Below are 23,006 nucleotides of genomic sequence, written 5' to 3'. Positions count from 1 at the left end.
GCCTCGGCAACGGCTACAAGCTTCTCAGCCTTTCTGGCACACCCTTTGCTCTATCCCTCTGGCTAACTAACAAGAGGCGTTGCCAACGCCCTAAAGGATACTTATGTCTCTGCCACGTCCATGGTTTTATTGCTCGCTCACAGTCTGCAGTCTTTTGCTGAGCGTTGTTGCCTCGGCTCAGGTCGGCCGCGTGGAGTTGGGCGCGGCCGCCTCTCAGGCGGACCTGACGATGGGCTGCCTGTACCCGATGACCGAGCGCGCAGCGATCTACGGCCAGGACAGCATCGCCGGGATCCAGATTGCCCTAGGCGAGTTGCAGGCTCAGCGCGAGGCCGGCCAGCAAGTGCCACGTCTGCGCGTGATCATCGATGACGATCAGTCCAAGGCTTCCTATGGCGTAGGCCTGGCGAAAAACTTCATCCACCAGGACGGTGTGCAAGTGCTGTGCGGTATGGTCTCRTCCGGCGTGGGGCTGGCGGTCAGTCAGTTGGCCAAGCGCGAGAAAGTACTGATGATCGGCACCGACCATGCGTCCTCGCGCATGACCCTGGAAAACGGCCACCCGTACTATTTCCGCGTCACCAATGACACTTGGACCTCGATGGCCGCCGGTGCCCGCTACCTGCAAGCCCTGCAACAACAAACCGGATGGAAACGCCTGGCGTTCATAGGCCCGGATTACGAATACGGCCACGTGTCCCGCGATGACTTGCACGAAGCCTTTGCCCAACTGGGTGTCAAGTTCGAGGACGTCACCGAACTCTGGCCACGCCTGTATGAGCCTGACTACTCCGCCTATATCGCCGCTCTGGAACAAGCTAAACCCGACATCATTGTCTCGGCCCTGTGGGGCGGTGACTTCCAGGCCTTCGTCAAGCAGGCAGCCAGCACCCGGTTGTTCGCCACCTCGCGCCTGGCCAACTTCGACACCGGTGGTAACTACGATTTCCTGGTGTCCTTGGGCGACCAGGCTCTGCCGGGGCTGATCCTCTCGGCACGGCACCATAACAACTGGCCGGATACGCCGCGCAATCGTTCCTTTGTCGAGCGCTTCCAGGCCATCAACGGTCGCTACCCGACCTACGCCGCCGAAGGTGCCTACACCGGTGTCATGGTGTTAGCCAAAGCCTATGAAAAAGCGCTGGGCAGCGTCGACTCCCAGGAGTTGATACGTGCCTTGGAAGGCTTGGAAATTGCCTTGCCAGAGGATCCGCCCGGGTTCGTCTCAAGGATCGATCCGCAAACCCATCAGATCCAGCAGACCCAGGCAATTGGCACTCCGGTGCTCAACAACGATTACCCGCCCGCCAAGGTGATGCTGGGTAATTGGGTGGTGTATTCCGCCCAGGAACTGCAGCAGAACAGCGCAACCATCAAGCGTCGAATGAACGCTGAAAGCCCTAACTCGAAAAAGAGTCGTCCCGAGAGTCCCTAGTCAATTCATCAATCGAAAGTGGAAGCACAGATGAACAATTATAAGAAAAACATACTGAAGCACCGTTTGACCCTCGCTATTACCGCTGGCGTTGCCCTGTCCATGGGCTCCTCGGCCATGGCTGCCGAGAACGGTAAGTTTCGTATCGGCGTGGTGACTTTCCTATCGGGCCCAGCAGCCGGGCCGTTCGGTGAGCCGTCCGCGAACGCCGCCAAAGTGCTGGTGGAAGGGCTAAACCAAGGCAAGCTCCCGGCGCCTTACAACACCATTGGTATCAACGGTGCCGAAATCGAGGTGGTGATCATCGACGAAGCGGGCGGCGCGGCTAAACAGGTCGAAGAGTTCCGTAACCTGGTGCAGCGCCAGAAGGTCGATGCAGTGGTGGGCTACATTTCCTCCGGTGACTGCCTGGCCATTGCGCCTGTGGCCGAAGAGCTGGGGGCCATGACCGTGTTTTACGATTGCGGCACTTCTCAGCTGTTCAATGAAGACAAGACACCGCAGTTTGTGTTCCGCACCGGCCTTGATGCGGCCGTGGACAATATCGGCGCCGCCCGTTACCTGTCCAAGACCCGCCCCGACGCGCAGAAAGTTGCCGGCATCCAGCAGAACTACGCCTTTGGACAAGACAGCTGGAAAGACTTCACCCACTCCATGGAGCAGTTGATGCCCAAGGCCAAGGTGGTCGAGTCGCAGATGCCTAAGGTCTTCCAGGGCCAATACGGCGCCGAGATTTCCGCTCTGTCGGTCAAGCGCCCGGACATCATCCACTCCAGCTTCTGGGGCGGCGACATGGAAGCGCTGGTGTTGCAAGCCAATGCCCGTGGTTTGTTGGAAGACGCCACCGCGGTCCTGACCTGCGGCGAGTCCGCCCTGGACCGCTACAAGGACCAGGCTCCCAACGGCATGGTCATAGGTGGCCGTGGCCCGTTTGGTGCGTTCGCGCCGGATAACGAACTCAATCGCTGGTTCAAGGACAAGTACCAAACCGCGTACAACACCGCGCCGACTTACCCGGCGAGTAAAATGGCCCAAGCCATTCTCGGCCTCAAGCACGCAGCGGAGAACGCCAAGGTTGAACCGGGCAAGATCCCCGCGCCGCAGGAAATCGCCAAGGCCTTCAAGGGCGCGACCTTCGAGTCAGTGTCCGGCACGGTGCAAATGGCCCGCGCCGGAGGGCATCAGGCGATGCAGGGCATTTCCTATGGCGAGTACCAGTACGACAAGGCGAGCAAGAAAGGCGACGTGCAAAACGTCATCGCCTTCTCCGGCGAATGCGTGACGCCACCAGACGGCACTGCCGCCCTGGAATGGATCAAGGCTGGCTTCCCCGGTGCCCAGTGCAACTGATCAACCTCGCTTGATTGTTCCGAAGTGGCGGCCCGTCCGGCGTCGCCACCTTTATGCCAAGGTAGGACCTCTATGATGAGTCTTTTCGCGGTGCTGATTGACGGCACCATCTATGCCTCGTGGCTGTTTTTGGTCGCGGCAGGGTTGACGGTGATCTACGGGGTCATGCGGATCCTGAACATGGCCCATGGCAGTTTTTATGCCATTGGCGCCTACACCGCAGCTTCGCTGGTGGGCTGGTATTTCAATAACGGTATCGGCCCGGTCTGGGCCGGTTACCTACTGATGCTTGGCTGTGCCGTGGTGGCCGGGCTGATCGTTGGCCTGATTATCGAGCGTGGGCTGCTCAAGTTTATGTACGGCCGAGACGAAGTGCTGATGGTGATCATCACCTACGCGCTGCTGCTGGTGTTGGAAGACACCATGAAAATGATCTGGGGCGTGAACCCCTATTTTGCCTATCAACCCTACGCCGAAATGGGCCGTAGCGCCTTGGCCGGGCTGAAGGTATCCAATTACGACCTGATGCTGGTAGGCGTGTCGCTGGTGCTTGGACTGGGCTTGTACCTGTGGCTGGAACGCACCAACCAGGGCAAGGTCCTGCGGGCTGTGATCCACGATCGTGAAGTGGCTATGGCCATGGGTGTCAACGTCAAGCGCATGTTCACCCTGGTCTTTGTGTTGGGCACCATGCTCGGCACCTTGGCCGGTGCCTTGACCGCTCCGGCTATTTCCGTAGCGCCGGGCATCGGCGTGGAAATCATCGTCCTGGCCTTCGCCGTGGTGGTGATCGGTGGCATGGGCAGTATCGAAGGCGCGGCGGTAGGCGCCTTGCTAGTAGGGCTGAGCCGTGCGGCGGCGGTGCACTATGCGCCGGAGTTCGAACTCTTTGTGATTTACGGCGTCATGGCGCTGGTTCTGGCGGTACGTCCGCAAGGCCTGTTCGGCCGCGTGCTTGCGAGGAAAATCTGATGCGTATGGATAAAACCGAACTGATTCTGCTGGCGGTTGCAGCGTTGCTGGCCGCCGGTGGCTGGATTGCTCCGCAATGGCTGGTGTTTTTGCTGACCATGGCGTTGGCCAAGGCCATGGTAGTGCAAGGCGTGGTGATGCAGATGCGCGCCGGTCTGGTGACCTTTGGCCAGGGCTTGTTCTTCTGCGTTGGTGGTTATGCCGTGGGCATGAGTGGACATTTCCTAAACATCACCGACCTAGCCGTGTTGCTAATGATCGGCGTTGGCGTCGCGGTTTTATTGGCGATGGTTCTAGGGCTGCTGATGACCCGCTATCGGGAGATTTTCTTCGCCATGCTGTCGTTGGCGTTCTCGATGATCCTCTATGGCGTGCTGGTGAAAAGCTCGGCCCTGGGCAGTACTGACGGCTTCAACGTCAAGGCCTGGACCCTGTTTGGCTGGTCGCCGGCCGCCGGGCAGGGACCGCTGGTTTTGTTCATGATCATCGTTGCCAGTTCGACGGTGCTGGCGGTGTTGCTGCATCGCTACAGCCGCAGCAATGCCGGGATGATGTGTGAAGCAATTCGTGAAAACGAAGTGCGTGTCGAATACCTCGGGCAGTCCCCACGCTGGGTGCTTTACATGAACTACGTAGCCGCCGCGGCCGTTTCGGCATTGGGCGGTGGTTTCATGGCCTTGTCCGCCGGGCATATCGACCCGGAAATGGCCTACTGGATCACCTCCGGTGAGTTCGTGTTCATCGCCTTACTCGGCGGCACCGCCCACGTGGCGGCACCCTTTATCGCCGCCATCGTGTTTGCCGTGGTGCGCACTTACGCCATCGAACTGGTGCCCCATAGCTGGCAGATGATTCTGGGCTTCACCTTACTGGCGATCATCGTGTTCCTGCCCAAGGGCTTGTGGAGCCTGTTTACCGGTAACGCTAGGAGGGCTAAAGCATGACCTGCATTCTCGAAACCCAAGGTCTGTGCAAGGAGTTCGGCGCAGTCACTGCAGCCAAGGACGTCAATGTGCGGATCAACAAAGGGGAAGTGGTCGGTGTGATCGGCTCCAATGGCGCCGGCAAGACCACTTTCATCAATATGGTCACAGGTTACTTGAAGCCGAGTCGGGGCGAGATCCTGTTCAATAACCAGTCGATCATTGGTCGCACACCTCGAGCGATTACCCGCTCGGGCATGGCCCGCTCGTTCCAGGTCGCCCAACTGTTTGCGCAATTGAGCGTGCTAGACAACCTGCTGATTGCGGTGGCGGCGGCCGAAAGCCCGTTTCCAGCGCTGCTGGTGCCTATGCGCAGCGCCTCACGGATTGCCCGTGCCGACGCCATTCTTGTCGAGTTCGGCATACCGCAGTGGCGTGACACTCTGGTCACCGCGGTGCCGCAAGGAGTGCGCAAACTTATCGACATTGCCATGGCCTTGATTGGTGATCCGCAGATGTTGCTGCTCGACGAACCCACCAGCGGCGTTAGCGCCGAAGAGAAAACCGCGCTGATGGACACCGTGATGCGCGTCGTTGCCGAGCATCAAGTAACCGTGCTGTTCGTCGAGCATGACATGGACGTGGTACGCCGCTATGTGTCGCGCATTCTCGCGTTCTACAGCGGTGAAGTCCTGGCCGACGGAGCCCCGGAAAAAGTCTTGGCCAATGCGCAGGTGCAGGAGTTTGTCACTGGCGGCGCCAAGGCCCACGACAAGGCACAAAGGAGTGCCGTGAAATGAGCCTGGAAATTCGCAATCTCAATGTATCGATTGAAGGCATACCGATCCTCAATGACGTATCGCTGTCCATCGGTCCCGGGGAAATGGTCGGTCTAATCGGCCACAACGGCGCGGGTAAGACCACCTTGATCCGCGCCATCATGGGTTTGTTGCCCACGGACCGCGGCGAGATGTTTTTTGGCGGGCAGGACCTGCGCGCGCAGCCGGCCTTTACCCGCGCCGCAGCGGGTATCAGCTACTTGCCCGAAGACCGGCGCCTGATTCCGTCGCTGACCGTGGAAGAGAACATCATGTTGCCAGTGTGGGCCAACAAACTGGTCGACAGCAAACAGCGACTGGACTGGGTCTACAGCCTGATTCCAGAGATCGCCCAGTTCCGTGACCGCAAGGCGATGCAGTTGTCCGGTGGCCAGCAGAAGCTGGTGGCCATGGCCCGGGCACTGATGCCGGGCAATCAACTGTTGATTCTGGACGAACCTTTCGAGGGCGTAGCGCCGGTCTTGTCTCGGCGTTTAAGCGAGGTGATTGCCAAGCTGGGCCAGGAAGGCCTGTGCGTGTTGATCTCCGAATCCGATGACACACATTCTGCCGACCTGGTCGATGCGTTGTTTCGCATCGAGCGCGGCAGCGTGACAGCAGGGTAGGGGCAGCTGTATGTCGACATTTAACTTTGAAACCACGCCACGTGTGATCTGTGAGATCGATGGCGCGTTGCGCCTGGGCACCTTATGCCGCGAGCTAAAGGCCGAGCGGGTATTGCTGGTCAGCGATCCGGGGTTGTTGCGCGCCGGTTTGCTGGATGCACCCTTGCGAGCCCTGCACGAAGCCGGGGTCGACGCGACACTGTACAGCGATGTGCAGGCCGATCCGCCGTCGGAATCGGTACAGCACGCGGTGGATGCCGCCCGTAACTGCCGTGCCCAAGCAGTGATCGGCCTGGGCGGTGGCAGCTCCCTGGATACCGCGAAGTTGGTAGCCTTGCTCTGTGGCCGCGAACAGGCGCTGGAGTCGATCTACGGTATCAACCTGGCCCAAGGCCCGCGTTTGCCATTGATCCAAGTGCCGACCACGGCGGGCACGGGCTCGGAAGTAACGGCAGTGGCGATTGTCACTACCCCCAGCCATGAGAAAAAGGGCGTTGTCAGCCCATTGCTGTATCCGGATATCGCGCTGCTGGATGCCCGACTGACCGTCGGCTTGCCGGCAGCCGTCAGTGCCATGACCGGTATCGATGCCATGGTCCATGCCATCGAGGCCTACACCAGCGTGCACAAGAAGAATGTGCTGTCCGATGGCCTGGCAATGCAGGCGTTGCGCCTGCTGGCGGGCAATCTGGATCGGGTCCTGGCGACGCCGGGGGATTTACCGGCCCGCTCCGACATGCTTCTCGGCTCGATGCTAGCGGGCATGGCCTTTGCCAACTCGCCGGTGGCGGCGGTGCATGCCCTGGCGTACCCGTTGGGCGGCCACTTCCATGTGCCCCACGGCTTGAGCAACGCCTTGGTGCTAGTGCCGGTGCTGAACTTCAATCGTCCTGCAGCCGAGGCGCTGTACGCGCAACTGGCGGCGGCGGTGCTGCCAGGGCAGCGCTTTGCCAGCGAGGCGTTGGCCTGCGATGCCTTTATTGAGTTCATGACCCGGTTGGTGGAACGCATGCCGTTTGCCCAGCGGCTACGGGACGTGGGCGTGACTGTCGACGACCTGGATCACCTGACCGATGACGCGATGAAGGTCGAACGCCTGCTTATCAATAATCCGCGCCCGGTAACCCACCAAGATACCCGCGCCATCTATGCCTCGGTGCTGTAAACAAAAAGGACTGACCGATGAGTTATGAATTCAGAAGCGTGCCGCGCATAGTCTGCGAAGAGGGCGCGTTGCACAGCGTGGGCAAGGTGCTCAAGGATCTCGGTGCGCAACGGGTGATGCTGGTGTGCGATCCTGGCATTGTCAGCCTGGGTTTTGTAGTTAAGGCCCAGGACTCGCTTGAGGTGGCTGGCTGCGCAGTCACAGTGTTCGACCAAGTGGTTCCCGACCCTTCGTCCGCCGTGGTCAAAGAGGCCGCCGAGCAGGCCCGACAATTCAAGGCCGATGGCGTGCTGGGGCTCGGCGGCGGCAGTTCCTTGGACGCCGCCAAACTGGTGGCGTTGCTGATCAACAGCGAACAGCCCTTGGAGGAGTTGTATGGAACCGACAAAGCCCAGGGACAGCGGGTACCGCTGGTGTTGGTGCCGACCACGGCAGGCACCGGCTCTGAAGTGACTTGGGTCTCCGTCATCACTGACGAGCAACAGCGCAAGCAAGCGGTGTATTCGTCGCAACTGATGCCGGACGTGGCGGTGCTCGACCCGCAACTGACACTCGGACTGCCGCCCAGAGTCACCGCCGCCACCGGTTTGGACGCCATGGTGCATGCAATCGAGGCCTACACCAGTCGCACACGTAAAAACCCGATTGCCGATGGCTTGGCCTCCGCCGCCTTGGGGTTGCTGAGCGCCAACCTGCGCAAAGTATTGGCCAACGGTCAGGACGTGGCGGCGCGTACAGCGATGCTGCAAGGCTCGCTGATGGCGGGTGTGGCCTTCGTCAACGCCTCGGTGGCGGCTATTCATGGGTTGGCCTATCCGCTAGGGGCACGCTTTCACATTCCCCACGGCCACGCCAATGCCCTGGTGATGGCGCCGGTACTGCGTTTCAACCTGAGCGCGGCGCAAAGCCAATATGCGGAGCTCGCGACATACCTGTTGCCGGGCCGCCATTTCGAGCACGAAGCCGAGGCAGCCGAAGCCTTTGTCCAGGCAATTGAAGCGCTGGTGGCCGACAGCGGGCTGGAAACCCGGCTGTCGAAACTGGGGGTGGACGAACCCGCCCTCACCGAAATGGCCAACTCCGTGGTGATGAACCTGCGTCGCCTGATCGACAGCAATCCCAGGGACATGACCGCGCAGGACGTAGAAGCCCTCTACCGCAGCATCTTCTAACCGACTGACGCGCATCGCCTGCTTACAGGCGGTGTGCTGAAGGGGTACGCACCCTAATTTGAGGGGCCGTATCAGCTTGCCCTCCCTTTTTTCACCTCGTCTGTCAACGCAGAGGGGAGGGTTTTGTGCGCTTTTTAACCATGAGAATAAAAATAATGAACTGCAGCAATAAAAACAGCCGCATGTTGGCACCTGTCGTCGGTACCCATGTCTTAGGGCTGGCGCTGGCCGCGTCTGCCTTTCCGGCCGTTGCCGAGGGCTTTCTCGAAAACGCCAAGGCGAGCCTTACGTCGCGCAACTTCTACATCAACCGCAACTTTACCAACCCGGCTTACCCGCAGAGCAAGGCCGAGGAGTGGACTCAGAGTTTTATCCTCGACGCCAAGTCCGGCTTCACCCAGGGCACCGTGGGTTTTGGTGTGGACGTGCTGGGGCTGTATGCGCTCAAACTCGATGGTGGTCGCGGTACCGCCAACACCCAGTTGCTGCCAGTGCATGACGATGGCCGTCCAGCCGATGATTTCGGGCGACTGGGCGTGGCGTTGAAGGCTCGGCTGGCAAAAACTGAACTGAAGGTCGGCGAATGGATGCCGGTACTGCCGATCCTGCGTTCCGATGACGGCCGCGCCCTGCCGCAAACCTTCCGGGGTGGCCAGGTGACTTCCCAGGATATCGACGGTTTGACCCTGTACGGCGGGCAGTTCCGCGGCAACAGTCCACGCAACGACGCGAGCATGGACGATATGTCGATGACCGGGAGGGGCGGGGTTACCTCCGATCGCTTCAACTTTGCCGGGGGCGAGTACAGCTTCAACAGCAAGCAAACCATGATTGGCCTGTGGAATGCCGAGCTCAAGGACATCTACAACCAGCAGTTCATCAACCTGGTGCACAGCCAAACAGTGGGTAGCTGGGTATTGGGCGCCAATCTTGGCTACTTCATCGGCAAGGAAAGCGGCAGCGAGCGGGCAGGGGAGCTGGACAACAAAACCGCCTCCGCCCTGTTCTCGGCCAAGTATGGCAGCAGCACCTTTTACCTGGGCTTGCAGAAGGTCAGCGGCGACAACGCCTGGATGCGCGTCAATGGCACCAGCGGCGGCACCCTGGCCAACGACAGCTACAACTCCAGTTACGACAATGCCAAGGAGCGGTCCTGGCAGTTGCGTCATGACTTCAACTTCGTTGGTGTGGGCATTCCCGGGTTGACCCTGATGAACCGCTACATCAGCGGTGAAGACGTGCACACCGCGACTGTGAGTGACGGCAAGGAGTGGGGCCGGGAGAGTGAGTTGGCCTATGTGATCCAGAGTGGCAGCCTGAAAAACCTGTCGCTGAAATGGCGCAACAGCACCCTGCGTCGCGATTACAGCAGCTTGGAGTTCGACGAGAACCGTCTGATTATCAGCTACCCCTTCTCGGCGCTTTAACACCGCTAAACAGATCGCACGCTACGCCAGCGGCTACAGACTTTTGTAGCCGCCGCTCGTTTGTCATTAAGCGAGCACTTTCATTTCAATGTTTTGTATGTCTTGAGCGGTAAGGACGCAAGGCGCATTAGTCGTGCGCTTCAATAACCACCGTGACTGAAAAGGAAAACATCATGACTACTGCAGTTCCTAAGATGGATGATTTTTTGAAGGACGCTCCTTCTAACTGGGGCAAGTGGGGAGCGGAAGACGAAGTTGGCTCTCTGAATTACCTGACCGCGCAAGAAGTCATGCGCGGGGTTGCGCATATTAAGACGGGAAGCGTATTTACTTTACAGCGTATGATCGGTGATCCCGCAGGCGATCCGGTTTGGCCAGGCCGTACCCCGGCGGAACGTACTATGGTTCTCGATGAGTCAAGCTGGGACAATGATCATGGCCCATGTTATCCCGGCGGGTTGCACTACGCTGATGACAAGATCGACGCGTTCCTGCAAGGCTCCACGCAATATGATGCGCTTGGCCACCTCTGGTACGGCGGGAAAATATGGAACGGCTACGACGCGCGAACAACTGTGGGTGGCCTCGACAAGGCCAGTGTCGCACCTATCGGCGAGCGAGGAGTGGTCGGGCGCGGCGTATTACTGGATATGGCACGGCATCGTGGCAAGCGCATGCTGGATAAAGGTGAGACATTCACTCACATGGATCTTATGGCGTGCGCAGAGGCTCAGGGCCATACGATCGAGCCCCACGATATCCTGATTATCAGGACTAACTTCCTTCAAGCTTTCTATGAGCAGGGCGAGGCGTTTTACGACGGATTCTGCGAGCCAGGGCTTACATATTCGGAGGAGCTTGTTCGATGGTTCCATGACAAGGAAATTCCAAACCTTGTCACCGATACCATCGCCAATGAGGTCACGACAGACCCAGTATCAGGTGTGGCTCTGCCGCTACACTGCGCTTTGATGCGTAATCTTGGTATCGCCTTTACGGAGATCTGCGACCTGGAAAAGCTAGCTGAAAGTTGCGCGAAAGACAGGCAGTATACTTTCCTTTATGTGGCAGCCCCGCTGAAAGTACATCGCGCTGCCGGATCACCGGTCAATCCGGTAGTGATCAAGTAGTCGTTTATGCTGGGGCAGGTTTACTCCTGCCTCAGCATATGTGAAAGCCGCCGACTCCTGTCTCAACCTAGTACATTCGCTGGCTCGGTGATAGAAAACCCATCCGTGGCTGGGCGATCTCTATGGCTCCTTTGTGAGTTTGGCAAGAGTCGAGCCAGGCACGCGACTTTCATCTAACAACGTTTGCTGCGACCAGCTAGGCCGAGTGATTGCTCGAACCCTCGAGCTATTTACCTGGCGATGCAAGTATGTTGCGGCCTAACTCCAGCCACGCCTTAGCCGCGAAAGAAAGTTCGCCTTGCCTTCACCATGCGAGTGATACTTTCCAGGTCAGCGATGGTGATCGGATTCCTGCGATCGTGAAGCTGTTAGCGTCAAGTGTGTCGCAGAATATGCGGGGGAGGAGGGTAATTCCGACACCCAGATTCGCCTACATCGGCGCTGGACCCTGAGGTGTGGGAGAAGTGCAGAAAGTCATCCAACGGCTTGCAGAAGAAGGTCGGACCATGATCATGGTGACCCATGAAATGGGTTTTGCCCGCAAGGTCTCGAACCAACTGCTGTTTCTTCATCAGGGCTGGTCGCGGAGCAGGGGGGGCAGAAATTCTGGGCAACCCCCGAAGCGAGCGTCTGCAGCAATTTCTGTCCAATGGATTGAAGTGAAAAACCTTCTATATGAGTAACGGAAGACATACCCTCAGGACTTTCGAGCCGTTGGGGCGTATCGACGAGGCAATTATTGATGTGCTGCGTCACAACGTGCGCATCACTTACAAAAAACTTGCCTCACTTGTTCATTTGAGTCAGAGACCTTACCAGCAGCGTGTACGTAAGTTGGATAAGACTAGGGGGGAGCGAAAAACAGCATTACTGACTGAATAGCATCAGTCAGCAAATGCGAAGGTACTATGTGCAAAAGTACAGAACTGAGTGAAGGGCACTCGCTGAGTCAATAAGTTGCACGTCCACCCGAGAGGTCGAATGTAAAGCCAGTCGTAAAACTACACTCGGAACTTGCAATCCACGCAACCATCGCGGCGACTTCTTCGATCTTTACAAAGCGGCCCATCGGAATCTTGGCCTTGATGGTTGCGATGAACTCAGGTGTAACTTGTTTTAGGAGGTCGGTTTCGGCCATTGTCGGAGCGATACAGTTCGCCAAAACTCCTGAGTCGGCTAACTCCTTTGCGATGGACTTCGTGTAGGCAATGACCCCCCCTTTTGCTGCAGCGTACGCACTACTACCAGGATTGCCTTCTTTGCCAGCGATAGAGGCTACGTTGACAATGCGACCATATCCATTCGCCCGCATTTGCGGAATCGCTGCGCGGCAGGTGTTAAAAATTCCTGTGAGATTGATGTTTAGCACTCTCTGCCATTCGTCAATAGGGTATTCCCAAGTCGGGCTAATAACTCCGTTGATCCCCGCATTGTTCACTAAAATTTCGATTTTTCCAGTGACTGCAAGTGCTTCACCAAATGCTGTTTGAACTGCATTTGGATCTGAAACGTCGACGCATTGATTTAAAATCGGAGTAAAACCTGCTTGAGCAACATCAAAATCGTTGAAGTTGATATCCCAAAGGATGATCTTCTTGCCGTCTGCGGCTAACCGCCGTGCGATACCTAGGCCAAGCCCTCGAGCGCCGCCTGTAATCAGTGCTGTCTGGACTACATCTGTCGTACTCATTTTCTTCTCCCTCGATATCCGCGTCGGGTGTATTGATCGTATTTTAAGGACGGTATAGCCACCGTCTTGCTTCAATGGTGGCTACGCCGGTATTTCGTCGTCGTAGACGCTGCGCAACGTTGCGGTAGACAAGGTGGCTAATAATGTAATTTCAACTGCCGAGCGTCTGCGCCTTGAATCATCCGTAAAGGTCTCAGTCGTGCAAGTTGACCCAGCGGTATGACCAGAGGCTGGTCAACCCGCCGGCTAGGCAAAGACCACCGAGTAACAGCGCAACAGGAAGATACGAACCATTCGCATGATTGATTAACAATGTTGCTATCAATGGCATAAATCCACCGGTTGCACCGGCGAGGGCATATCCAAAGCCCGCTCCGCTATAACGAACTTTTGTATCAAATAAGCCCGAAAACCATACAGGCTGGACCGCTGTTGCCATATTATGGCAAATATTGATTAAGAAAAAAAAGCCAAGTGCTATTAGCGGTATCGAACCAGTTTGTAAGGCGTGAAAAAATGGGATGGCCGTAATCGCGCCGACTATGGAGGCAATTATGTAGAACCATCGAATTCCAAAGTGGTCCGCTAGTTTCGCAAACGTTGGTAGGGTAATCATCGCGAGCGTCATCGAGATCATTGATGCCACCATCACGCTGTCAGGTGAAGCTGTCGTGTAATTAGTGACGTAGGCCAAGGAAAAAGTGAAGGCCAGATAATAGGTGCTTTGATCGAGTAATCGCATACCGATGACCGCAAGAACTTGCAGGGGTCTCGTTTTGAGCACGATGCTTAGTGGGGCAGCTACTTCTGTCTGATGCTCTTTAACTTCTTGGAATTTTTCAGACTCTGGAACGGAGCGACGTATCCAGAGTGCGAACAATGCAAGAGAAATACTGAGCAGGAAAGGTATCCGCCAGCCCCACTCCAGGAATTGCTCGGGTGTCGTCAGCTTCTTACAAAGGAAAAAGACGGCGGTACCAATTAACAGACCGATGAAGGATCCAGTCTGTACACCGGCAGATAGAAAATTTCGGCGTTCCTTGGGCGCGCTTTCAACGGCCATCAAGGCTGCTCCTCCCCATTCTCCTCCCACAGCGAAGCCTTGAATTGCACGCAGTGCCACCAGCATGATCGGCGCCCATATACCCGCCGTCTCGTAAGTTGGTAGGGCGCCGATTAGCGCGCTGGCCAGCCCCATGATCAGCACAGTGAGCATGAGCATTGTCCGCCGCCCCATCTTGTCACCGAAGTGCCCGAATACGGCCCCCCCCAGTGGACGAAAAAGGAAACCAACGGCAAAGGTGCTGAGCGAAACTAGAAGGCCAGTCGTGGGCTCATCAGAAGGGAAGAACAAGGGGGCGAACACAGTAGCGGCAGCGGTCCCATAGAGGAAGAAGTCGTACCAGTCGACAATAGCTCCCACAGTGCCGGCGAGCGAAGCGCGACGCGCATCTGCAGGTGATTTAGGCGTTGGAAGAGCGGCAGTATGCGGCGATCGGGACGAACTCTGCACGTCAAGGTTGGTTGTCATCCTCTGCTCCAATTTAATTGTTATTAGTTCCGGTTGATATGACACAGCCAGATGTAGGCGGGCGACAGAGGGCATCGATGTTTTTGATTTGTTTCGGTCACCCGTTGAGCTTATAGTGGCACAGCCAGGGAGAAAGTGGAATAGTATTCCAGTAGTGCAGGAAGGTTATTCCATATTGCGTTCGATAATCGCCCAGCCTTTTGCTTGGTAAGCAAAAGGCTGGGCGTCGGGAGCTGCAACTGACGATAGACGGTAGAGGCTTGCCTAGCGTTAATGGGCGAAGTGCCACGCGTCATCATTTTCTAACGCGCTATCTCCTCCCACAGCTAAAAAATGTATCACAGAGAAATAACGCTTTATTTTGAATCAAGAGGTAGTCCTTTATGAGTGGTAATTCTGATACTCGCAGTATGTCATTGGCCAACCTAACAATAGGCCGAACTCCCCAGCCTGAACTAATTCATACAGCTGCAGACGCCGGATTCGGGAAAGTTGGTTTGCTTCTGATGACCGCCACCACCCAGCCTCTTCAATACGAAGTCCTGGGCAGGCCGCAAGTAATTAGCGATATCAAACAAGCTCTTCGTGATACAGGAATTGGTGTGTTTGACATTGAGGCGTTCGTTCTTTCGCCGGAAACTAATCTCGAGAAATTCAAGCCTGCGCTGGAATTGGGGGCGGAACTTGGTGCCACCCATATTTCGTCGATTGGAACAGAGCTTAGCGCTACTGCTAAGTTTCTTTCAGACGAGCAGCGAGTTGACCTTTTTGGGCGCCTATGTAATGAAGCTGCCAAATTTGGATTGACAGTGGGTGTGGAGTTTATGCTTTACCGTGATATAAAAACATGGCAGGAAGCGTTGTATATGATTGAGGCGGTCAATCCCTCAAATGCTGGATTGATTTTAGATGTACTACATTTCTTTCGTGGAAGTGGAACACCCTCGGACATCAAAAAGATACCTGTCGACCGAATCGCATATGCGCAGCTGAGTGACTGCTCGAATATTTCTCCATCAGTAGAGATGCTTGCTTTGGAGGCGCGTACGTCAAGGCTTCATTTAGGCGATGGCATAATTCCTTTGAGGGAGATAATCATGGAACTCCCGAAGGATCTCCAGTTAGTTATTGAAACGCCAGTTTCTGCCGAACTGTCTCTTTCTCCGTCTAAACGAGCCATCTCAGCAGCACAGCGGAGCGCTGATTTCTTCAAGACCGGTAAGAAACTCTAGTTTCTAAAGGATATGTATATATCAAAATCTTGTTCGTGATCTTGATTTTTGGTGTTTAAATATATAGGCCCCGCGCTAAGCGGGGCTTTCTTGTTAAAAAAATAACGCGGCAAGCTCCAAATGCCTATAGTAGTGAAAATGGGTAGTTGATGATCAGCCGGTTTTCGTTGAAACTGTTAGTGCGACCCCAATCGCGGCGCATGGTAGAGGTGCGCCACTTGAAGTTCAGTGTTTTCAGTGGGCCTGACTGGACAGTGTAGGCCAGCTCGCTCTCGCGCCCCCACTCGCTACCATCGTCGGTACTGCCGTTATGTACATTATTACCACTGATGTATCGGTTCATCATTGTTAGGCCGGGCACGCCGAGGGCGGCGAAGTCATAGTCATGACGCAGTTGCCAGGAGTCTTCCTTGGGGTTGTCATAGCTGGAGCTGTAACTGTCGTTAGCCAGCGTACTGCTGCTGGCACCATTGACGCGGAACCATTCGTCGTTGCCCATAACCTTCTGCAGGCCGACGTAAAAGGTGCTGGCGCCGTGCTTGGCGGAGAACATCCCGGAGAAAGTGCGGTTGTCCAGGTCGCCGGCCCTGGCGCTGCCGTCTTCCTTACCCCAGAAGAAGCCAAGGTTGGCGCCCAGCAGCCAGTCGCCAAGCGGCTGGAAGTGCTGTGCCTGCAGGTACTTCTGCTGATAGATGTCCTTCAGCTCTGCGTTCCACAGTCCAACCAAGGTGCGGTTGTCATTGAAGCGGTATTCTCCTCCAGCGAAGTTGAAACGGTCGGACTTGAAGTTGGGGCGAGTATTGAGGCTCATGTCCTCCATGCTTGCGTCGTTACGTGGGCTGTTCTGGCGGAACTGGCCGCCGTAGAGGGTGAGGCCGGCAATTTCCTTTGAGGTAATCTGGGTACCCTGGAAGGTCTGGGTTAGCGAGCGACCGTCGTCGGAACGCAGGATCGGCAGCGCCGGGGCCCATTCGCCAACCTTCAGTTCGGTCTTCGAGGTGCGCGCCTTGCCGGCTACCGCCAGGCGACCGAAGTCATCGGCTGGGCGGCCATCGTTGTGCACTGGCAACAGTTGGGTGCCGGCGGTACCCTTGCCGCCGTCGAGCTTGATGCTGTATAGGCCAAGCACGTCCAGGCCAAGGCCGATGGTTCCCGGAGTGAAGCCGGACTTAACATCGAAGATGAAGTTTTGTGTCCATTCCTCGGCCTTGGCCTGAGCGCTGTCATTGACGAAGTTGCGGTTCATGTAGAAGTTGCGCAGCGTCAGACTGGCTGCGGAGTCTTCGATGAATCCCCCTTCAGCGCCTGACGCTGCCTCCCCCAGAAATCCTGCCGCAATAGACGCAGACAAATAAGTAATCGCCCTATAAGTATATTTGGTCCGAGTAGAGTTCTTATTGTTCATTTTGTCATCTTCCCATGTGGAACCCCCTATCGACGGATAAGGAGAATCCGTCACGCCTGCCTTTGGGGCTGCGTGGTGGCACGTAGGAGCTCTTTTAAAGGATGGTGCACCCACCCGTAACATCAGCTAATCAAGCTTGTCGCGATTGCTCGTGGAACTCTGTCGCTTTGCCCACGGCCTTAAACGGGGGCCAGCGTCTGTGAGGGGGTTATCAGGAACTGCGCGTACCAACACATCCTTAGTACTGAGAATGCGGAATAATGCAGGCGGTGATTGGAGCGAATACCATCACTCCAGCTTGCTGCTGCATTAGTAAGTTACGGCACAGAAAGCTCACCAAACCTTACCATTGCTGCTCAAGAGCAGTTGCCCCGCTCTTGCGAATACAGAGCCGCAGAACATCGCCTCCGCTATGATGAGTATTTGCTGAGGAATTGTTCGGATGGCACGTAGAAATTACGCATCTCGTTATTTTGTCGCGAGGGCGCTATTTATATGTTGTTCCATCGGTCATTCGTAATCCTGAACTCCGGCGGCATGTCGCCCCGCAATATATCCAAAGGTCACTGCTGGTCCCAGGTTAATCCCGCCAGAGGGATAGAGGCCACCCATGATACTTGCCATGTCTGCTCCAGCGGCATAGAGGCCTATGATTGGCTCATTGTTGTCTCTAAGCACTTGGGCCGATGCGTTAGTTCTCAAACCTGCGAATGTTCCGAAGCTGCCAGGTAGTACTTTGACTGCATAGAAAGGACCATGCTCGATCGGTGCCAAACAAGGATTAGGGCCAATATGCAGGGGGTCACCGCTTTTACGATTGAAAGGAGTAGCGCCACGCTCAAAAAGAGGGTCTTCGCCGAGCCGCGCGTGGTCGTTAAAAGAACGAATGGTCTCTGCAAGACCTGTTGGGTCAATGCCACATTGCTGTGCAAGTGCGGGAATTGAGTCCCCGCGCTTTAGATAGCCGCTTCGAATATAGGAGCCGACAGGAAAGGGGAAGGGGCGTGCGTGACCTAGTCCATAACGTCTTTGAAAGCGATGATCGCAGATGAGCCAAGAAGCGACTTCTTGATCTTCTGGGGCAGCAGAAATCATTGCTGTTGTGTAATCGTAGTACCCGTTCGCTTCATTTACGAAGCGTTTGCCATTGGCAAGTACCCCGATACTACCAGGCTTCGCACGGTCGATAATGTGTGGGAAATGACCTGTACTTCCATCCCTATAGACCAGTCGTGACACTGGCGCCCACGCAGCTGGAGAGGCGAGGTCTGTCGCAAGTTCCCCGCCTGCAGATTCGCCAAGCGTGACACCGTCACCACTACAGCTTTCGGGTGGTAGAGCAAGATGCTCAGTGCCCGACGGAGTCCGTGGAAAATACAACTTACGGCGATCAATATCGTTTGGGAAGCCGCCAGTAGCCAACACGACGCCTCTTGTAGCATGAATTTCCATTTCGCCGGTTTGGGTACCAATGACTGCGCCACGAACAGCTCCATCTTCGATAACCAGGCGCTTGGCCGGAGCCGACTCAATCAAAGTGACTCCTAATTTCTCGGCGGACTTTGCCAGACGCGCAACCAGCGCGACGCCATTTACAAGTTGCATCGCGCGACCATGAAATGCGAGATCCAATAAGTGTCGAACGACCCGTCTCGCGACGTGAACCACCGACTTTAGTGAGCGCGTCAGGCTGAGAAATGCAGCAAGATCTGAGCCCGCCATGATTGGCATACCCATCACCGATGTCTCTCGCATTGTTCTTCGCAGACGGTTCATTAGGGGGCCGACTGCTCGACCATCATACGGGGCCGCAATGATCTGGTGGCCCCTTACGGCAGCACCGGGAGTATTGCCATGCATGTCCGGGATTTCGTTTCCGTCGACAAAGCGCAGCTCTGTGTGGGTTTCGAAAAATGAAACCATATTCGAACAATTATTGAGGAAGGCGTCGATACGTGCCTCGTCGTAATGAGAGCCGAGTTCGTTCCTGAGGTACATCCGCGGTTGCTGAGGATCTTCATGTATCCCAGCTCGCTTTGCGAGTGGGTTGCCGGGAACCCACATCCATCCCCCAGACCAGGCGCTAGCCCCGCCGAACACTTCGTCCTTCTCCACGACGATCACACTGAGGCCGTGCCACGCAGCGGTAACTGCAGTGGCCAATCCAGCGGCTCCAGACCCAATCACCAACAAGTCACAGCACAACGCACGCTCTGCCATTTTCGCCTCCAAAAAAATATTCTGAAGAGAACATAATGGAAAAGTGTTCCACTGTCACTGGAAATAAATTCCTGTTTGCGAGAAAAAATATTTTATCCTCGGTGTGGCTGGTCCTGTCAGCCGTTATTTCAAGCGGTCTTGACGCTCGGTCCGAGGCTGGCCAAGGGAGCGTTACGAATGTCTTTCTGAGGGTGGAGCTAGCAAGCATGCTGGTGAGTACTACAAGATCACGTTTCCTTGCTTTTGTGGTAAACCCGTCCATAGGAGGTGGAAAAAAATTCCAGTATGATTGGCGGATTACAATGACTGCATGCACGGAGGTTGTTAATGGTAAGTGCGTCGGATTTACAAGGACCAAGCTATTCCGGGGTGCTAGATCGCGGATTGGCAGTAATTGAGTTGCTGTCCGGGCGGGCGGAGGGAATGTCGTTGACGTCGATTTCGGAGGTTTTACGCATCCCTCGCAGTGCGACACACCGGCTTATGACTTCGTTATCGGAACATGGCTATATACGTCAGGAGCAGGATCGCGGCATATATGTTCTGACAACAAAGCTACAGGTGCTGGCATTCAGGCATCTGGCATCAAGTGGATACATCGACGCCGCTCAGCAGGTCCTTGATCGCCTTGCCGAAAAAACTGGAGAGTTGGTTCGCCTTGCGGTCGAAGACAATGGGCAGTTGATTTGGGTTGCTAAAGCCCAGGGCGCTCGATTCGGACTTCGGTACGACCCTGACATGGGCATGATTTCAAAGCTTTCATGTTCGGCGACCGGGTTCGCCTGGCTGTCGAAAATGGAGGACAAGGATGCCATCGCGGCTATTGAAGAGCAGGGTTACGGAACACCTGGGGACTTTGGTCCGCGAGCGCCACAGACGGCCGCCAAGGTATTGGAGCATATACACGAGGCTCGTAAGCGAGGCTATGCGATTGGGATACAGACTTTTTCGGATTGGATGGCTGCGATCGCGACCGTATTGATTCACCCCCTAAGTGGGAGACCAATAGGTGTGGTGAGCGTGGCGGGGCCCCTTTCTCGGCTGACTGAAGACCGATTACACGAACTCGCTCCTCTTTTGATGGCATCTGCTGAAGAAATCAGTCAGTTGATTCCTGGTTCTCCGTCTCTGATGAGCCCGGGCGCTGCCAGAAAGACAATAAGGGCCTGAACCCGGTCATTTTAGGGGACGTGATAACCTAATCCTTGATATGTTCCGTGACATGTGCCGAGAGGATAGGGGACTCACCCTCAGTAGACTAGTGATGGAAGACCTGTAACTTGGCTGAGGAGAAGGGGGGATCACTTTCATTGAGGGGCAGCCCTTAAAGCGTTCCCGCATTGCCAAGGTTCAGGCAGACATTGATGAGGTCGATGCTGCGCAGAAATCTGCGCATGTTTTACTGCTGTCGAGCTCTAGGCATCATTCGCATCGAATGCAGAGGATAGTCTATTGACGCCGATGCCGAATTGACCCATGTGCCGACGCAAGACTGACCTACCTCCAAAAAGGAAAAAATTCAGCACAGGCAACGGTTCGCGAGGATTAGACTGGGTAAGTGACATTTCGGCAATGGGGTTAATTCGGCGTCGGCGCCAACACTCAGTTGCCGGGCAGGGTGAAGTCATGTCGATTAAATCTGAAATACCCAACAAAGGGCCTCTAAGCGGTATACGTGTAATTGATGCGACTCATATGTTGGCAGGGCCTTATTCAACTTGGCTGCTCGCGATGCTCGGGGCTGATGTCATCAAGATTGAGCGGCCGCAAGGCGGGGACTACACCCGCAGCGTTGCGCCGTTCAAAGACGAGGAAAGTATCTACTTCAATAGCGTCAACCGGAACAAACGCAGCGTCGCGCTGAACTTGAAAGAGGAGGAGGGCAAAGCTGTTCTTCGCCAGTTACTGACGACGGCTGACGTGTTCATTGAAAACAACCGGGCGGGGGCGATGGAACGATTGGGGTTCGGTTATGAAGCCGTGAGTGAGTTGAACCCGCAATTGGTTTACGCCGCAATTTCAGGTTTTGGGCAGGATGGCCCTTATAAACATTTGCCATCTTTTGACGTGGTCGCACAGGCGATGTCCGGCATGATGAGCATTACCGGTGAAGAGTTCGGACCACCTGCACGCGTGGGCATTTCGCTAGGCGATATCGGGTCTGGCTTATTCACCACCGTCGGTGTGCTGGCAGCGCTGGTGGGCAGGGGGCAGGAGGGCGGAAAGGGGGCGTTTATCGATATTTCGATGCTCGATTGCCAGCTGGCAATGATGGAAAACGCTGTTGCACGCTTCCTGCAGGTGGGTGATCTTCCGCGCCGTCTGGGGAGTCGCCACGCGCTGATCGCGCCGTTCCAGGCTTTCGCTACCGCCGACGAACCGATTGCCATCTGTGTTGATACCGAAGAGCAGTGGCAACGGATGTGCATCGCGATGCAGCGACCTGAGTGGATAGATGATCAGCTGCTGCGTGACGGTCCGCTGCGCGCGCAGAATCACGCTCATCTGGAGTCCTTGATGACTTCGAGATTACAAGAGCGCGGCCGTGAGTACTGGATGAAGTCGCTTCAGGAGGCCGACGTACCCTGCAGCCCGATCAACACGGTCGCCGAGGCAATCGCCGATCCGCAGGTGCAACATCGCGGCATGATTGTCGAGGTGCCGGCCCAATCGGGAAACTGCTACGTCAAGCATCCGGTGCATATGCCCTACACCGAAATGGTCGAAGAAAAACCCTCGCCGGGTTTGGGGGAGCACAGTGTCAGTGTTTTGCAGGAACTGGGCTATTCAGATGGACAGATCTCGGCATTCAAAGCTAGAGGAGTGATCTGATCTTTAAGGGGAGCCGCACAACTCTGACGTCCGAGATGCTGTGGAATTGCACGAGTTGGTTGATCCCATGAAGGTGGCGACGTCGCTGTCGCCACGTACGCTGGAAAAGACAGAATCAAGTCTCGTTAGGTCTATGCCAAGGGCGATCGCGTGCGACCGATCAATCCGCTGAACTTGTACATGCTTCGGTAACGCCTCGGCATAATATATCCAGATATTCTTCGGAAATTTTTTCGGGGGGCAAGCGATTTTTCATCGCGCGTTCCCACGCAACGGCCGGCGGCATATTTAATGTCTTATGCTTCCTCTGCACGCCGAATCCTAAAGAAAGCACACACCACCAAAAAGCTGAGTGGACGCTCTGTTTCTAGCTAAGGGGAAGCGTTTACGATCGCTATTCACATATTTGGATAGCGATAAATTCTAATATCATAGCGGTGAAATTTCATCATTTCCCTTATTCAATAAGCRTAGGTTTATCCTCGTAAATTGCCGCAATCATTGAAGTGAGGGAATGATTAGATTGCGCCAATATCACGCCCATCAACTCATATACTTGTCGAAAAGAAGCTTGACCAACTGGCGAAGCCATATATTTCCGGGGTCATGATGATGGCGCGGGTGCCAATACTGTCGCAGGTGCAAGCTGGGGGACTTGATCGGGGTTTTAATTACCTTGACCGCATTGTAGCGTCGGAATGTTTGCCCCAGGTCACCGGGCACGGTTGCGATTAGATTCGGGTTTTTCTCCAGTATCATCGGGACCGTTATAAAGTGTGGGGTTGTAAGGTAAATTTCTCGTTGATGCCCCAATTCGTCGATAAACTGGTCGTAGCGTGTACTACTGTCTGACAGAACGACGGAAACATGTTTCATGCTCAGGAATTGTTCAAGGTCTACTTCGTTACCAGGGTACATGGTACTGACGATAGAGCAAAAAGAGTGTTTAAACAGTTCTTGTTGAAAAAGGTTAGGGTCCTGGATGTAGTGTGATCCTATAGCCAGGTCTGTATCACCTCTCTCCAGTGAGTTAGCTATATGCTCGGTGGGTAGTTGCGATGTTCGTATTCGGCAATGA

At 55.6% G+C, this 23,006-nt stretch carries 18 protein-coding genes and 2 pseudogenes; 15 read left to right on the top strand and 5 right to left on the bottom strand.

The annotated features are described in order from the left end of the window. Nucleotides 1-103: 103 nt before the first annotated feature. The 12 genes and pseudogenes from AC1DXW_RS20880 to AC1DXW_RS20825 form a co-directional block, all read left to right on the top strand. A complete protein-coding gene (locus AC1DXW_RS20880) occupies nucleotides 104-1,435 on the top strand; it encodes an ABC transporter substrate-binding protein (RefSeq protein ID WP_477756207.1) in 1,332 nt (443 codons plus the stop codon). Nucleotides 1,436-1,465: 30 nt separating this feature from the next. Further along, nucleotides 1,466-2,785, top strand: a complete 1,320-nt coding sequence (locus tag AC1DXW_RS20875; RefSeq protein ID WP_477760395.1) for an ABC transporter substrate-binding protein — start codon at nucleotides 1,466-1,468, stop codon at nucleotides 2,783-2,785. 75 nt (nucleotides 2,786-2,860) lie between these two features. Further along, the gene (locus AC1DXW_RS20870; protein ID WP_248687255.1) at nucleotides 2,861-3,757 is read left to right on the top strand and encodes a branched-chain amino acid ABC transporter permease; all 897 of its coding nucleotides are present in this window, start codon (nucleotides 2,861-2,863) and stop codon (nucleotides 3,755-3,757) included. Continuing rightward, the gene (locus AC1DXW_RS20865) at nucleotides 3,757-4,701 is read left to right on the top strand and encodes a branched-chain amino acid ABC transporter permease (RefSeq protein ID WP_223531572.1); all 945 of its coding nucleotides are present in this window, start codon (nucleotides 3,757-3,759) and stop codon (nucleotides 4,699-4,701) included. The genes AC1DXW_RS20870 and AC1DXW_RS20865 overlap by 1 nt, the downstream gene beginning before the upstream one ends. After that, nucleotides 4,698-5,480: an ABC transporter ATP-binding protein gene (locus tag AC1DXW_RS20860; protein ID WP_223531571.1), complete on the top strand. Its 783-nt coding sequence runs from the start codon at nucleotides 4,698-4,700 to the stop codon at nucleotides 5,478-5,480. The genes AC1DXW_RS20865 and AC1DXW_RS20860 overlap by 4 nt, the downstream gene beginning before the upstream one ends. Continuing rightward, nucleotides 5,477-6,124, top strand: a complete 648-nt coding sequence (locus AC1DXW_RS20855) for an ATP-binding cassette domain-containing protein (RefSeq protein ID WP_223531570.1) — start codon at nucleotides 5,477-5,479, stop codon at nucleotides 6,122-6,124. Before AC1DXW_RS20860 ends, AC1DXW_RS20855 begins: the two co-directional genes overlap by 4 nt. Before the next feature lie 10 nt (nucleotides 6,125-6,134). Continuing rightward, nucleotides 6,135-7,289 (top strand): iron-containing alcohol dehydrogenase, encoded by a 1,155-nt coding sequence (locus AC1DXW_RS20850; protein ID WP_223531569.1) that lies wholly within the window; start codon nucleotides 6,135-6,137, stop codon nucleotides 7,287-7,289. A 17-nt stretch (nucleotides 7,290-7,306) separates the two neighbouring features. Beyond that, on the top strand, nucleotides 7,307-8,461 hold the full coding sequence (locus AC1DXW_RS20845; protein ID WP_223531568.1) for an iron-containing alcohol dehydrogenase: 1,155 nt from the start codon (nucleotides 7,307-7,309) through the stop codon (nucleotides 8,459-8,461). Between the two features lie 155 nt (nucleotides 8,462-8,616). Then, nucleotides 8,617-9,888: an OprD family porin gene (locus AC1DXW_RS20840; RefSeq protein WP_477760394.1), complete on the top strand. Its 1,272-nt coding sequence runs from the start codon at nucleotides 8,617-8,619 to the stop codon at nucleotides 9,886-9,888. 173 nt (nucleotides 9,889-10,061) lie between these two features. Beyond that, complete coding sequence (locus AC1DXW_RS20835; protein ID WP_223502628.1) at nucleotides 10,062-11,018, top strand: cyclase family protein; 957 nt, start codon at nucleotides 10,062-10,064, stop codon at nucleotides 11,016-11,018. A 423-nt stretch (nucleotides 11,019-11,441) separates the two neighbouring features. After that, nucleotides 11,442-11,681, top strand: a pseudogene (locus tag AC1DXW_RS20830) (histidine/lysine/arginine/ornithine ABC transporter ATP-binding protein); the annotation flags it as partial. Between the two features lie 12 nt (nucleotides 11,682-11,693). Further along, nucleotides 11,694-11,861, top strand: a pseudogene (locus tag AC1DXW_RS20825) (AsnC family protein); the annotation flags it as partial. A 106-nt stretch (nucleotides 11,862-11,967) separates the two neighbouring features. Here AC1DXW_RS20825 and AC1DXW_RS20820 read toward each other — a convergent pair. Together AC1DXW_RS20820 and AC1DXW_RS20815 are read right to left on the bottom strand one after the other, a co-directional pair. Next, nucleotides 11,968-12,708 carry an SDR family NAD(P)-dependent oxidoreductase gene (locus tag AC1DXW_RS20820; protein ID WP_223531567.1) on the bottom strand — a complete coding sequence of 247 codons (741 nt, stop codon included), beginning with the start codon at nucleotides 12,706-12,708 and terminating at the stop codon, nucleotides 11,968-11,970. A 193-nt stretch (nucleotides 12,709-12,901) separates the two neighbouring features. Then, nucleotides 12,902-14,239: an MFS transporter gene (locus tag AC1DXW_RS20815; RefSeq protein WP_477755989.1), complete on the bottom strand. Its 1,338-nt coding sequence runs from the start codon at nucleotides 14,237-14,239 to the stop codon at nucleotides 12,902-12,904. Between the two features lie 383 nt (nucleotides 14,240-14,622). Here AC1DXW_RS20815 and AC1DXW_RS20810 point away from each other — a divergent pair, with 383 nt between their 5' ends. Beyond that, nucleotides 14,623-15,471, top strand: a complete 849-nt coding sequence (locus AC1DXW_RS20810) for a sugar phosphate isomerase/epimerase family protein (protein WP_477760393.1) — start codon at nucleotides 14,623-14,625, stop codon at nucleotides 15,469-15,471. Nucleotides 15,472-15,595: 124 nt separating this feature from the next. Here the strand turns inward: AC1DXW_RS20810 and AC1DXW_RS20805 are convergent, their stop codons facing one another. Next, a complete protein-coding gene (locus AC1DXW_RS20805; protein ID WP_477755286.1) occupies nucleotides 15,596-16,876 on the bottom strand; it encodes an OprD family porin in 1,281 nt (426 codons plus the stop codon). Between the two features lie 510 nt (nucleotides 16,877-17,386). Then, a complete protein-coding gene (locus AC1DXW_RS20800; protein ID WP_477755285.1) occupies nucleotides 17,387-19,096 on the bottom strand; it encodes an FAD-dependent oxidoreductase in 1,710 nt (569 codons plus the stop codon). Nucleotides 19,097-19,423: 327 nt separating this feature from the next. On the opposite strand from AC1DXW_RS20800, the gene AC1DXW_RS20795 reads away from it, so the two are divergent. Both AC1DXW_RS20795 and AC1DXW_RS20790 read left to right on the top strand, forming a co-directional pair. Continuing rightward, complete coding sequence (locus AC1DXW_RS20795) at nucleotides 19,424-20,266, top strand: IclR family transcriptional regulator (RefSeq protein WP_477755284.1); 843 nt, start codon at nucleotides 19,424-19,426, stop codon at nucleotides 20,264-20,266. A gap of 456 nt (nucleotides 20,267-20,722) precedes the next feature. Next, entirely contained in the window at nucleotides 20,723-21,928 is a 1,206-nt protein-coding gene (locus AC1DXW_RS20790) for a CaiB/BaiF CoA transferase family protein (protein WP_218497867.1), read from the top strand. A gap of 543 nt (nucleotides 21,929-22,471) precedes the next feature. Here the strand turns inward: AC1DXW_RS20790 and AC1DXW_RS20785 are convergent. Further along, a partial coding sequence (locus AC1DXW_RS20785; protein ID WP_477760392.1) for a LysR substrate-binding domain-containing protein occupies nucleotides 22,472-23,006 on the bottom strand: 535 nt, incomplete at its 5' end.

Source organism: Pseudomonas sp. P4_C4 (genome assembly GCF_056402055.1).
The sequence above is the reverse complement of the archived record's forward strand: the minus strand, read 5'-3'. Positions and strand labels throughout refer to the sequence as shown.